Origin of the sequence: Peribacillus sp. FSL K6-1552 (genome assembly GCF_038005205.1) — a bacterium.
Lineage (GTDB): Bacteria > Bacillota > Bacilli > Bacillales > DSM-1321 > Peribacillus > Peribacillus butanolivorans.
Genome location: NZ_JBBOST010000001.1, coordinates 1,436,749 through 1,451,098, shown reverse-complemented (window position 1 = coordinate 1,451,098; position 14,350 = coordinate 1,436,749). Strand labels below are relative to the sequence as shown.

Below are 14,350 nucleotides of genomic sequence, written 5' to 3'. Positions count from 1 at the left end.
ATTTTTTATAAAGTGAAGTAAGAGCTATACTCTTTCTACTAAAACCTTTTTCTCATATTCTTTTACGTCTGCCAGCCATTCTTCACGTACAGGAACATTTTGAGTTGCACAATAGTAATCCCAAATCGCCCCGAATGGATACATTTTGAACTCTTCCATTAATGCTAGACGTGTTGTAAAATCACCTTCTAATTCTGCTACTTTTAATTTTTCAGTAGGAATTAGGTATGCACGCAGTAATGCTTTAATCATGTTACGTGTACCGATGACCCACGCTGCAACACGGTTAATACTTGCATCAAAGAAATCCAGACCAATATGCGTTTTTTCAGTCAAGTTATGAGTGACTAATTCACGAGCTATTTCAAGCAGCTCATCATCCAGTGTCACAACATGGTCACTGTCCCATCTAACTGGACGGCTAACATGTAAAAGCATTCCTTCACTGAATAACGAAAGCGAAGATAACTTATTTGAAACCGTTTCTGTCGGATGGAAGTGTCCTGAGTCCAAGCAAATCAATTTATTTCGTGTTAAGCCATATCCCATATAAAATTCGTGAGATCCTACAACATAGCTTTCAGATCCAATACCAAACAATTTACTCTCTACGGCATCCAAATTGTATTGAGGATCAATTTCTTCCTTAAAAATTTCATCCAATGATTCTTCTAATCGTTTTCTAGGTGTTAAGCGGTCAACTGGAATATCTTTAAATCCATCTGGAATCCAATAATTTGTTACACATGGCTGTCCGGTTTCCTTTCCGAAGTATTCACCAACTTTTCTAGAGCGCTTACAATGTTCAATCCAGAAATCGCGTATTTCCTTGTCTGGATGGCTTAATGTAAAACCATCATCTGATTTTGGATGTGAAAAGCAGGTCGGGTTGAAATCCAGTCCTAATCCTTTTACTTTTGCCCATTCGACCCATTTTGTGTAATGACGTGGCTCAATTTCATCCAAATCGACTTTTTCTTCTGTGTCTGCATAGATGGCATGTAAATTCAGCTTATGTTTTCCAGGAATCAGCGAATAGGCTTTTTCTAAATCCAGTCTAAGCTCTTCCGGGGTTCTTGCTGCACCCGGATAGTTACCTGTTACGGAAATCCCTCCAGTCAGAACTTGGTCTTTATTCATAAAACCGTTTACATCATCACCTTGCCAGCAATGCATGGAGATTTTTATTTTCTTTAACTGTTCTAATACTTCATCTGTGTCGATTCCATGACTTGCATATAATTCCTTTGCTGCCTCGTAATCTCTTTTAATTTGTTTGTGCATAAGTAATTACCTCCTTAAATTTGTTAATAATTGTGATTGGGTCAGCTTCGCTCGGGACATATTTTTTAACTTCAAAAGAGTCTATTAATAATTGTCGACCCTCTTTTAAATTATTAATTTCTTTGTTCGCAATCATTTGGATCAGCAAATTCCCTATTGCAGTTGCTTCTATCGGGCCTGCAAACACCACTCTTCCACTAATGTCCGCTGTTAACTGATTTAGCAAATCATTATAGGCCCCACCACCGACTACATGTAAGCGGTTGATAGGTTCTCCTGTTATTTCTTCTAAATCTTCTAATGCAATGGCATAAATGATGGCTAAATTGTTAAATACACAACTGGCCAATTCTCCAGCTGTAACAGGAACATGCTGATTCGTTTCCCGACAATATTCTTGAATTTCTTCAATCATATTTGACGGATTCAGAAAACGATCATCGTTAAAATTAATAAACTGCTTGAATTTTTCTTCTTTTAAAGCTTCTTCTACAAATTTTGCAAAATTGTAATCCTGCGGAAGATGCCTCCTTACTTCCTGAATGACCCATAATCCCATTATGTTTTTCAATAATCTTGTTGTTTGGAAAGCTCCCCATTCATTCGTGTAATTATTGTTAAATGCTTTTTCATTTGTAAACGGAACAGAACTCTCGACTCCTAACAATGACCACGTACCACTGCTTAAAAATGCCCAACCTTTATCATGGCCCGGTGTCCCTACTACTGCAGATGCTGTATCATGGGTTGCCACCGTGACGATTTGACAACCTGGTAGATTATAAAATGGGAAATTCCCCTTATTCAATTCACCCAAAACAGTACCAGGTTCTACTAATTCGGGGAATTTTTCCTTTGTAAGAGAAACAAGATCAAGAAGCTGTACATCCAAGTCCCTTGTTTCTAGGTTCAACATTTGAGTCGTCGAAAGATTAGTTACATCACTCACAGCATTGCCAGTTAAGCAGTAACCTAAATAATCAGGTATCATCAATATCTTGTTTGTTCTATGTAACATGTCTTTATTTTCTTCATAAAATTGATAAAGGGTATTAAATGCTAAAAACTGAATACCGGTTTTTTTATAAATAATTTCTTTAGAAATTGATCTAGTGACCTTCTCCAAGGTATTTTCAGTCCGACTATCACGATAAGATATTGGCTTTTGCAAATATTCACCTTTATCATCTACTAACACATAATCAACTGCCCAAGTGTCTATTCCTACCGTGCACGTCTCATAACCTAGCAGCTTCACTTTCTCTAATCCTTTTAATACTTCATTTAATAGATGGTCAATATCCCAAACCAATCTATTTTCGTTTTCTGTGAATCCGTTTGCAAAACGGTGTATCTCTTTTATTTCTAATTTTTCATTCTGTAAGATTCCAACGACAAGCCTCCCGCTCGAAGCTCCGATATCTACCGCTACATATACCAAAATCTCACTCCCTTCATTATTTCGACTTTTCTAATTCTTCAACTAAAACAAATAATACAACAAAAACAAATATGAATCAACGTAGTTTTTTTTGTTTTCATACGATTTACTATTAAAAACAAAGAAACATGCCATCTAAATAAGAAGAAAATATACATAAATAAAAATAGTCCATTATTTATTTTTGTTTATTCTTTTTAAATAGAGTTGCCGACCACTACTAAATCCCCCCTGTTATTACATTTATATTGTACTTTAAATCAATAAACCAGCTATTACTATTACAAGTACTACATAGTTTGGATTATTTATTTGATAGCTCTTTCATTAGATATATTGAACTTAATTGAAATAAATACAAATATAATAAAAAACCTATTCAAAAATAAACAAAGATATATTATAATTAAAACAGAATCAAACAAACATAAATAAAGAAGATGAATATAAATGGAGGTAATTTAATTGGTTAATAATTTATGGAACTCTAATACGGCTGAACAAGCTGCAAATGGAGTAGAAGAACTAGTGTATCGTTCAAACTTAATCGGATCAGATCGTACTGTGTGTAACTGGGGTGGCGGAAATACATCCACAAAGACAACGGTACAGGATTTCCGCGGTCGAGACGTTGAGGTCATGTGGGTTAAAGGAAGTGGATCAGATTTAGCAACAATGAAAGAAAAAAATTTCACAGGGCTGCGTCTAGAAGATATTACACCATTGATTGAACGCGACGTGATGCCAGATGAAGAAATGGTTGACTATTTATCCCATTGCATGATTGACAGTAAACATCCAAGAGCATCTATTGAAACACTTCTTCATGCATTTTTGCCTTTCAAGCATGTGGACCATACACACCCAGATGCTATCATCAGTATTTGCTGTGCAGATAATGGTAAAGAAATCGCCAATGAAATTTATGGAGATCGCTTCGTTTGGGTTCCCTATGTACGTCCCGGATTTACCTTATCTAAAATGATTGCTGAAGGAGTAAGAAATAATCCTAATGCTCAGCTTGTGTTAATGGAGAAACATGGTTTGGTTACATGGGGCGAAACATCCGAGGCAAGTTACAATCAAACCATTTCAATCATTAATGAAGCAGAACATTACATTCAATCTAAAATAACGGAAGCTTCTGTATTTGGTGGCCAAAAATATCAATCTCTTTCCGAAGATGAAGCAAAGGAAATCTTATCATCTATCATGCCTGTTATCCGCGGAGCTGTCAGCGACGAGAAAAAAATGCTTTTAACTTATGACCGTAGTGATGATGTTCTTCAATTCGTGAATAGTCATGATGCCGCAAGCGTTTCACAAATCGGTGCGGCCTGTCCTGATCATCTTGTACATACGAAACGAGTTCCATTATTTATTGATTGGAATCCTGAAACAAAAGACATTAAAAACTTGATAGAAACAATTAAAGATGGCATTGAAAAGTTTAAGGAAGAATATAAAGCTTATTTTGATAGAAACAAAAATGAAGGCGATAATATGGTCGAACCTGCACCGCGTGTCATTTTAATCCCTGGGGTGGGCATGGTCAACACCGGCAAAGACGTTGCTAATTCCCATGTGAGCGGTGCATTATATCACCGTGCCATTTCTGTTATGAAAGGAACAACAACACTTGGAAATTTCGTTTCATTAAGTGAAAATGAATCTTACAATGTCGAATACTGGCCTCTGGAATTATACAAACTCTCTTTAGCTCCTGCTGAAGCTGAATTCTCACGTAAAGTCGCATTCGTCACTGGTGGAGCTGGAGGTATTGGAAGTGAAACATGCCGTCAATTCGTATCACAGGGTGCACATGTTGTAGTGGCTGACCTAAATTTGGAAGGTGCACAGAAAATTGCTGCTGAAATTAATACGAACTATGGTCCTAATCGTGCTGTTGCATTAAAAATGGATGTAACAAAAGAAGAAGAAGTTCATGCAGCTTTTGCTCAAACTGCCCTAAGCTTTGGTGGCGTCGATGTAATTGTGAATAACGCAGGGCTTGCCACTTCAAGCCCTATTGATGAAACATCTCTAAACGAATGGAACTTGAATATAAATGTATTAGGCACAGGATATTTCCTAGTTGCCCGTGAAGCATTTAAGCAAATGAAACAACAAGGTATTGGTGGTAACATGGTCTTTGTTGGATCTAAAAACTCAGTTTACGCAGGGAAAAATACGGCTGCCTACAGTTCGGTAAAAGCATTAGAAACTCACCTAGCTCGATGCATTGCTGCTGAAGGTGGAGAGTTTGGTATTCGAGTAAACTCTGTCCTCCCTGACGCTGTCCTTCAAGGCTCTGCTATTTGGGGTTCAAAATGGCGAGAAGATCGGGCATCTGCTTATGGTATTGATCCTGATCAATTAGAAGACCATTATCGTAAACGCACAACTTTACTCGTGAATATTTATCCTAAAGATATCGCAGAGTCCATCACTTTCTTCGCATCATCAAAAGCAGAGAAAACAACAGGCTGTATGATAACGGTTGATGGTGGTGTACCAGCCGCTTTCACACGATAATAAGATTCATAGTTATTTAATATATCAAATTCTATAATCCAGGAAAAAACCAGTCCTTCTCATTCAATTGTGCAAGACTGGTTTTTTTAGTTACGGTCAACACATTCAATAAAAAACAAAAATAAACCACTTTTGTATATGTGGTTTTCTTAATAAAAAACCTTAAGAACTCATTGTCTAGTGAGGACTTAAGGCTAGTTTATTACATGATTTTTATACTTACGGCTTATTAACCACATTAAGATTGATATTTTTCTCGTTTAACTCATTAATATAGTCCCCAGAAAGCTTTGAATCTGTAATGATTTCATCAATTTGATTAATTTTAGCAATTTGCACAAATGTTCGAACGCCAAACTTGCTAGAATCAGCCAATAATATCGTTTTGTCCGCAATTTGTAACATCTTCTTCTTAAGTAAAGCTTGCCATTCATTCGAATCGCTTAAGCCCTCATCTAAATGCACACCTTTACATGAAATAAATGCTTTGTTCACAAAATATTTATCCAATGAACGTTCTGCTAGCGGACCAGCATAGGAGAGTGATTTTGGTAGCAGCATTCCACCGGTGGATATAACTTTCACATGTTCTTTTTTACTCAATTCAATCGCTACTTTTATTGAATTGGTAATTACGGTCAGTGGCATATCTTCAAGCTCTTTAGCCATAAACCAGGCTGTCGTGCTTGCATCCAAGACAATTTGATCTCCTGGATTAATTAACTTCACGCCTTCTAATGCAATGACTTTTTTCTCTGTAGAGTTAAGAATTTCCCGCTCCGTATAGGGAGTTTCCGTATTATTCTTCTCAATACTAACCGCCCCTCCATGACTACGGCGCAATAGTTCTTCCTTTTCCAATCTTTCAAGATCTCGACGAATCGTTTCTTCGGTAACATTAAATACATCACTTAATTCTGATACCCTTATACTCAGTCTTTCATTGACCAATTCCACAATCTTCCTCTGTCTTTCCACTACAAGCACTTAAATTATACCTCCTATAGTTAATAAACACTTAAGTCCGTTTATTTCTAACTTATTCTCTTTCTTCCATCATATCATGTGATGGGTATCTTTTGAATCCTCCCGTTATAAATCAAATACAAAAACAAACAAAGAAAATGAGAAATCTCTATGTATACGGATTTTTCAAAGGAATTTTTTTAGAGTCACATTCATAAGGGCTCTAAAATCTCTCTATACTCATTTTTATGGTGTTTGGAATTGCCTTAATAGTTGTGACATGTGATGATTAGAGTACCTATTTCTATATGTAAATAAAATTCATTAGTTCATGCTTTCTTTTTTATATTAAATTTTTTTAATCTAATATTGATCTACGAGGTAATTATAGATTCAAAGGGAGATGGCAAAATGGAAAATATTAAAAACGAAATAGTCGAAGCCATCAAGAAATATTCTACTATTATCATTCACCGTCATATTAATCCGGACCCGGATGCATTGGGATCACAAGTCGGTCTACAACAACTAATTAAACATTCCTACCCTTCCAAGGAGGTTTATGTGGTAGGAGAAGAAGTAGATAGCCTGTTGTTTATTAGTAAAATGGAAGTTATCCCTGATAAAATTTACAAGGGTGCATTAGTGATCGTTTGTGATACTTCTAACACTTCACGCATTAGTGATTCCCGATATACGCATGGGGACATGTTGATTAAAATTGACCACCACCCCGAATATGAACAATTCGGTGACCTTTCTTGGGTTGACCCTTCTTATAGCTCTGCAAGTGAAATGCTTGTTGACTTATTTTTGAATTTTCCAGAGGATTTTAAAATAAACAAAGAAGCAGCTAAAGCATTTTATGCAGGGATAATTAGTGATACAGGGCGTTTCTTAAATGGAAATACTTCTCCTAGGACCTTAAAAACGGTTTCGCTCTTACGAACTTATAATTTTCAGCCAGAAAGAATCCATAACCTCCTTAATACAAAGACTAAAAATTCTTCAAGGCTTCAAAAAGATATTCTTATAAGCTTCAAAGTAACCGATAAAGGGGTAGCTTACTTTATTATGACAAAGGAACTGTTAAATAAGTATGGTGTAGACCGAGTTGAAGCTTCAAACTTAGTTAACACCCTTTCTTCTATTAAAGGAAACAAAATCTGGGCGTTCTTTATCGAATATCCGACGGAAATCCGTGTCAGAATTCGTTCAAGAAATATCCCTATCTCTTCAATTGCCCGGAAATTCAATGGAGGAGGGCATTCATTTGCTGCCGGTGCAACCATCCATTCGTGGGAAGAAGTAGATCATGTTATTGAGGCCTTAAATCAAGTTTGCCCAAAGTAAGCTAGAGAAGAATTGCCTGCTCCTAGGTAAAGTAAAAAGCCTCAAACTATATCAGTCTAAGGCATGAAGCTCTCTCTACCATTTATTTTTTAACTGCCTTCAGCTCCAGTTCATCCATTAAGAATGTTAAAATTTTCAGATTTATCATAAGAAGTTATTGGGAAATTCACAGCAATGGTTGTTTGACTACTCTCTTGACTCATTTCAAACCTCTCCGCTTGATATTCGAATTCATCTATTACTTTCATTTGATTTGCAAAAAGATTTTCACATTACTATATAACCGTATTTAACATTCAATTTTTCTCAAATCTATTAAGGCGCACAAAAAAACGCCCAAGGCCAAAAATCGGCTGAGGCGTTTTTTTACATTTATTACTTGGATACTTCTTTAAGAATAGATAAGTCAACCATACCCTTAATATCACTGCTAGGAACATATCCCGCTTCTTTGCTTATATCAGCCATTTCCTGAATAACTTGTTCATTAACTTCCGTTGTTACTTCTAAGCGTGAAAACGCTGAGGTAACTTCTTCTTTGCTTAATTCTTTTCCAGTTAGTTTCTTTAAATGCTTAATAACTAATTCTTGGCTTTCTTCAGGATTATTTTGGATAAAATCCACTGCTTTTTTGTGAGCTTTCAAATAAGATGCAGCGAGCCCCTTTTTATCCAAGAACTTCTGACTTGCAGCCACTACCGTGTTTGGTGAATCTTTTCCCCATGCAAACTGATCCCAGTCAAGCACTAACTTTCCCTTTGCCTGGTTTTCCAATACATATCCCCATGGTTCCTGGGTAGCTGCAGCATCGACTGATTTTTGGACAAAAAGTGCTGTTGTGTCAGCGGGTGCTGCCGCATATAACTCAACTGTTCCTCCGTTAGTAGTCGGTTTTAAGTCAACGTCTTGAAGCGCTTTTCTAAGCATGACATCCTGTGTGCTCCCTATAACAGGAATCGCTACTTTTTTACCGTCTAAATCTTTTAAATCCGTTACCTTGCTGCCCTCACTAGCCACAAGAACGGCACCGCCATTAACAGCTCCAGAAATCAGGTGGTATTCCGGGTTTTTAACGTAAAAGTTAAGTAATGGACCAGGCCCAACTGTTCCGACATCAATAGCGTTTGTAGCCATTGCTTCCATAAATAGCCCACCATTAGCCACTGTTTTGGTTTCAATCTTAACATCTTCACCGAACTCTTCTTCAAAAAAGCCTTTTTCAAGTGCAATGATCGTTGCACTGTGAGTTAAGTTAGGAAAATATCCAATTTTCACAGTTTGTTTCCCAGTGCCTTTTCCCTCTTCTTTACTTGTGGATTGTGTGCATCCGCTTACTATTCCGATTAACAATACAGACATAATAAGGGCAAAAAATGATTTTCTCAGCATATTTCCCTCTCCTTTTAAACTATAATCTTATTAAACTACCGTTGATTTACTCCCCATTTCAGTTGAACATTTCGTTCTAGACGTGAGAAGACAACATTATCCACGATTGTCCCGATAATTGCGATAATGATCATTACGGAGATGACCAAATCCATTTGTCCGAGCGATCTACCCATTTCTAGCAATTGTCCAAGACCGCCGCCTCCGCCAAGTAATTCACCTGCCATCAATGCACGCCAAGAAAATGCCCATGCAATTCGCAGCCCGGATATTATTTGTGGAACAGATGCTGGTAAAATCACGGTACGTAGAAAATGAAACCCGGTCGATCCATATGTTTTGGCAACCCGTTGATACAGCTGGGGCACATTCCGGAATCCACTGGTTGCATTAACTGTCATCGTCCAAGTTGCGCCGATAGTGACGATAAAGAGAATCGAAAAATCATTCAATCCAAACCAAATTATTGCTAAAGGGAACCAAACGATACTCGGTATGGACTGTAAAGCCGTCACGACGAATCCAAGCGTATCTTCAACCAGTTTAAAGCGCCAAATGAAATATCCTAATATTAGACCTATTATAATGGCAATCGTGAAGCCGATCAGGATACGGCCAAGGCTTTTTCCGATAGCATCGGTTATTTGTCCGCTTACTAGTCCATTAAACAGAGTTTCCAACACTTGAGTCAGGCTCGGAAACATGAAATCTGGAAGACTGGAAAGTCTAGATGTGACTTCCCATATCCCCGCTATCATCGCGATGAATATGATTCGTCTTAAAGCTGTAATCATTCCCCATTTCCTCCTTCAACACTTTTTCAATTTCCTCCTGCAAGATCGATAGAACCCTTTGTTCAGTGTTCAAAGTTACACTATCTGGCATAACTCCATCTTTCATGGATGGGACGGAAATCGTCTCTTTAATTTTCCCGGGACGGGTTGCAAAGACGATAATTTTTTCAGAAAGCTGAACAGCCTCACGAATATTATGGGTAACAAAAAAGATTGTCACTTTTGTTTTTCTCCAGATTTCGAGCAGCTCTTTATGCAAGACCATCCTCGTTTGCTCATCAAGCGCAGAAAATGGCTCATCCATCAACAGAATATCCGGTTCCATAACCAGCGCTCTTGCAATGGCTACCCTCTGTTTCATGCCCCCTGAGAGCTGATGTGGATAGGAATCCACATAACGGCTGAGGTGAACCATTTTTAAAATGTCTAATGCCTTCGATTTCGCCTCTTCTTTGGGCATTTTCTTTAACTTCAATCCGTATGTAACATTTTCAAGTACCGTTAACCAAGGAAATAACCCTGCCTCTTGAAACACTACGACTCGTTCCGGTCCTGGCTTCATCACCTTTTTTCCAGCTACACGGATCTCCCCTTTATCAGCCTTATCCAGACCAGCAATTAGATACAGGAGTGTCGATTTACCGCAGCCTGATGGCCCAACAATCGAAACGAAGCTTCCTTTCTCCACCTCTATGTTAATCTCATCGAGCACCTTTATGCTTTCTTTCTTTTCATTCAAAAAACTTTTTTCAATTCCATCTATTGTTAAATACATAAAGCCACCCCACTTTTAAATCGCATTGATTTACTAAACATTATTTCTTAATAATGATTAATCCAATGGTTTTTGTCAACTATAAAAATGCAAAAATTCTAATTTATCGGTATTTTTCAATCAACTCTTTTTATTGTATAAATAAAACAATACTACTTAATTTCGTAAGAAACATTATTCTAGTTCCAACCCATAAATAGACAAATAGCCTGAGACCCTTAATAAAACAAGGATCCAGACTATTCTGCAATGATTATTTTTGTAAACGCGCAAACCTTTCACATTTAAGAAAAGTAGTTGGACCAAGTTCTAGTGCAAATATACTTGACAGACTCCAAAGACTACCCTACCTATTTGACGAACTGGAGACATACATATATTATCGTTTCTATTTTAAAAAATTCTGCTTCCATATAATTTATCCTTCATTTTTTGCGTTCTAGCATGCAATGGTTTCTTCAGAACGATACCTAAGATGAGAGTGATTATTAAAAAGAGAAATAAGACAAAAATATCCTTGCCAGCGACACTCCAGGTTATTCCCCCAACCGATTCACGAAGTAAACCAACTGCATAGGTGAATGGCAAGAAGGGATTGATATGCTGAAAAAATGGTGGGGTCACTTGAATAGGGAAGGTCCCGCCTGAACTTGATATTTGGAGGACCATTAAGACAACACTTATTCCCTTTCCCACATTTCCAAGAACTGAAACAAAGGTGTAGACAATGAGTGTAAATACTGTACTAATCAAGACAGAAAACACGATGTACTCAAATTTATCAGCTACATATACACCAATTAGGATAATATTGCCTATAGAAACACTGAGTGCCTGCATTAACCCAATGATGAAGAATATTAGGTACCTCCCAATATATATTTGATACGGGCTGTAAACTTTATGAGAAACATCCACGCTTAGCATGGAAATTAATATTGTGCCACCCACCCAAAGTGAAAGTGCGGTGAAGAATGGGGACATGGCTGATCCATAGTTTGGAATCGGAAATAAACTGTGTTTATTGAGTAGCACTGGTTCTGAAAAGAAGTCGCTTTCTTGCTCGATGTCATTTTTTAAGAAAGCAATCACTTCTTCCATGTTATAAGACTTATCGATTTCTCTCATTTTAGCCGCTAAAGCCTTTATTTTCGTTTCGATTTCTGGAAACTTATTCTGTAACTTATCGATTTCTCCTGTGCGAGTTTCCAACGTTCGATTGGTCTCATTTAACAGTGTCCTTACTTCGGGAAGAACCTGGCTACCCTCTTCCATTGTGAGCTGAACTTTTTTCAATATGGAATCCGTTTCATTCCAAATTTCATTGAATTTTGGTCCTGTTTCCTTTGAATAGTTATCCTGGAAGCTTGCCAAGACTTTATCATTGTTCTCACCAAGTTCTATAAGTGAGCCAAAGGAACGGTTATTCAGCGCTTGAAGTTGATTAGAAGCATTGTCCCGCAGATTATCCATTAGCTTTATTTCTGGTTGAAGCCAGTTATTCTCACTAAATTGATTGACTCTCACCAATAAATTATACATACTGTCCAACAGGTACAACTCTTTTTTTATCCTCGATATCCCTTGTTCAACTATCTGATCCACCTCATTGCTAGGCAACTCCTGATTCGTTAACCGGTTTGCCAGCACTAAAATAGATTCATTATCGCTTCTTACATTTGCAAGATCATTTTCTAATAGTGGATTGATCCCCTCGAATGCCTGTCTTGTTGAATCTACATAACTAGAAACGTCTGACACTAATTTGTCTTTTTGTGACGTTATTCCTTCAATTGAATCCAGACCATCATTAACCATCTTAATGATGTCTTCAGCCCTTTTTACATGTGTTTGAACCGTTTTGATATTTTGCTCAAGCTCAGGCAGTTTCTCCTCTAATAAATACACCATATTCTTCATTTTTTGAATGGTCGGTAACTCATTTTGCAACGTGATTCCCAGTTCATTAAAGATTGAAAGGATACTCCCGCTAGCTGTTTTAATAAAGCTTTTGCTCACATTGTCCACAATACTATTAGCCCCTGCTGCAGTCATTTTAGGAGCAATGGAATTGATTTTTTCATTAACATAGTAATCAATCTCCGCTTTAATGGGGTCATCTGTCATGATGGTCGCAATATGTTCTGAAAAATCAGCTGGAATGATGATAGATGCGTAATAATCTCCCTTTTTCACCTTTGCAATGGCATCTTTTTCTGTTGTGAATCTCCAGCCTAAATCCGAATTCCCTTTTAGCCCCTCTATAACTTCATTGCCTAAGTTCACGGCTTTACCATTTAACTCTGTACCTTTATCATTATTGGAAACACCGACAAGGATTCCTTCCGTATTGGCATAAGGGTCCCAAGAAGCAACAATGTTAAACCAAGCATAAATAGACGGGATAAACATTAGAAAAATAACAACGATACAGACAAACAAATTCCTATAAATACTTTTTAAATCGTCAATGAAAATTTCTCGAATATTTTTCAAACCTTACCCCCGCGCAAATAGTATTTTGTTACTATTATTCGAAAAATAGTCTCGATCAATACTAAGTAAACATATCCATAGTCTTTCCCCATATTGAAAAGAAGCGGGTGTCGATAACGACACCCGCTTCTTAGAGTTTTGACTTATTTCTTTTAATAAAGAATTGCTAGTTGGTACGAATACTTTTTATCCTCTTCTGATTTTTACCTTACCTTCAAACATCTCAATAACACTTCCCAACCAGTGCTCGAGGCCCTTGTTTACTGTATCCTGAATTTTACTGTATAAGAGGTTACAATTTTGAGACAATAATTACTAACATTCCGGGTTCGTTCTTTATTATATTTTCTTTAATCAGAAATTCATTGATAAAAAAGTGATTTCTCCAGGAGGAAAAACCACTTTTTTTGTCATATTATATTTTTAACGTTTTTCAATTACTTTTATCAATTCTCTTAAATAATCTGGAAGATCTGGAGGACGTCTGCTGGATACAAGATGTCCGTCTACTACAACAGCCTTATCTATCCATGTTGCCCCCGCATTCTCCATATCATCTCTAATACCAGGTGTACTCGTAACATTCTTCCCCTGCAAAATTTTAGCAGAGATTAAGACCCATCCTGCATGACAGATTTGTCCGATTGGCTTTTTACTTTCTTCCATGTTCTGGATAAGTGTAATCACTTCAGGAAAACGACGAATTTTATCAGGGGCCCAACCTCCTGGGACAAGGATGGCATCATATTCATCCGCTTTAATACTACTATATGCAAAATCTGATACAGCAGGCACACCATATTTCCCAATATACGTTTCATTTGCCTTTTCTCCAGCAAGGTGAACAATCGCTCCCTCTTCTTTTAAACGCAAGATTGGATACCAGAGCTCTAAATCTTCAAAATCATGGTGCACAAGACTGATAATTTTCTTTCCTACTAATCGCATGTAAATCTCTCCTTCTTTATTAAAATACATGGGTCCCCTTCACTTTACTATCCTTCCACATATATTGCCCTTTCCTGCTACCAGCTAATCTTTTAATATAACAATGAAAGTATCTATTTTTGCTACTCTGTTCCCACAGCTATTTTACCATTTAATTACCTTTTTAATATTTTCCTTGCAATTGAATTTTTAGTCTTTCATGATTTTTTCTGCGAAACTAGCATTTCTCCCTACAGAAATTTACATTTTCATCTATGAAATATCTATTATCGACACTGTTCCATTCTATTCTATGGACATAGAAAACCCCCGAACAAGATATTCGAGGGTAAGGTTTATACGTAACGATCTTCTTTGTATAGAGAAAAT

General features: G+C 37.1%; 10 protein-coding genes. 2 read left to right on the top strand and 8 right to left on the bottom strand.

Features of this window, described 5'->3' with window-relative positions:
• Positions 1-24 precede the first annotated feature (24 nt).
• Both rhaA and rhaB read right to left on the bottom strand, forming a co-directional pair.
• The gene (rhaA, locus tag NST21_RS07020; RefSeq protein ID WP_340888458.1) at positions 25-1,284 is read right to left on the bottom strand and encodes an L-rhamnose isomerase; all 1,260 of its coding nucleotides are present in this window, start codon (positions 1,282-1,284) and stop codon (positions 25-27) included.
• Positions 1,268-2,725 carry a rhamnulokinase gene (gene rhaB / locus NST21_RS07015; protein WP_340888456.1) on the bottom strand — a complete coding sequence of 486 codons (1,458 nt, stop codon included), beginning with the start codon at positions 2,723-2,725 and terminating at the stop codon, positions 1,268-1,270. Before rhaB ends, rhaA begins: the two co-directional genes overlap by 17 nt.
• Positions 2,726-3,190: 465 nt before the next feature.
• Here rhaB and NST21_RS07010 point away from each other — a divergent pair, with 465 nt between their 5' ends.
• On the top strand, positions 3,191-5,260 hold the full coding sequence (locus NST21_RS07010) for a bifunctional aldolase/short-chain dehydrogenase (RefSeq protein WP_340888455.1): 2,070 nt from the start codon (positions 3,191-3,193) through the stop codon (positions 5,258-5,260).
• Positions 5,261-5,479: 219 nt separating this feature from the next.
• Here NST21_RS07010 and NST21_RS07005 read toward each other — a convergent pair whose 3' ends face one another.
• Positions 5,480-6,247 (bottom strand): DeoR/GlpR family DNA-binding transcription regulator, encoded by a 768-nt coding sequence (locus NST21_RS07005; protein WP_340888454.1) that lies wholly within the window; start codon positions 6,245-6,247, stop codon positions 5,480-5,482.
• Between the two features lie 390 nt (positions 6,248-6,637).
• Here NST21_RS07005 and NST21_RS07000 point away from each other — a divergent pair, with 390 nt between their 5' ends.
• Entirely contained in the window at positions 6,638-7,579 is a 942-nt protein-coding gene (locus NST21_RS07000; RefSeq protein WP_340888453.1) for a DHH family phosphoesterase, read from the top strand.
• A gap of 375 nt (positions 7,580-7,954) precedes the next feature.
• Here NST21_RS07000 and NST21_RS06995 read toward each other — a convergent pair whose 3' ends face one another.
• From NST21_RS06995 to NST21_RS06975, 5 genes are all read right to left on the bottom strand, one after another.
• Complete coding sequence (locus tag NST21_RS06995; protein WP_340888452.1) at positions 7,955-8,968, bottom strand: aliphatic sulfonate ABC transporter substrate-binding protein; 1,014 nt, start codon at positions 8,966-8,968, stop codon at positions 7,955-7,957.
• Positions 8,969-9,003: 35 nt separating this feature from the next.
• Positions 9,004-9,762 carry an ABC transporter permease gene (locus NST21_RS06990; protein WP_053345034.1) on the bottom strand — a complete coding sequence of 253 codons (759 nt, stop codon included), beginning with the start codon at positions 9,760-9,762 and terminating at the stop codon, positions 9,004-9,006.
• Entirely contained in the window at positions 9,695-10,537 is an 843-nt protein-coding gene (locus tag NST21_RS06985; RefSeq protein WP_053345033.1) for an ABC transporter ATP-binding protein, read from the bottom strand. The genes NST21_RS06990 and NST21_RS06985 overlap by 68 nt, the downstream gene beginning before the upstream one ends.
• A 393-nt stretch (positions 10,538-10,930) precedes the next feature.
• Positions 10,931-13,033 carry a YhgE/Pip domain-containing protein gene (locus NST21_RS06980; protein WP_340888451.1) on the bottom strand — a complete coding sequence of 701 codons (2,103 nt, stop codon included), beginning with the start codon at positions 13,031-13,033 and terminating at the stop codon, positions 10,931-10,933.
• Positions 13,034-13,456: 423 nt separating this feature from the next.
• Complete coding sequence (locus NST21_RS06975; protein WP_201221643.1) at positions 13,457-13,981, bottom strand: type 1 glutamine amidotransferase domain-containing protein; 525 nt, start codon at positions 13,979-13,981, stop codon at positions 13,457-13,459.
• Positions 13,982-14,350: the final 369 nt, after the last annotated feature.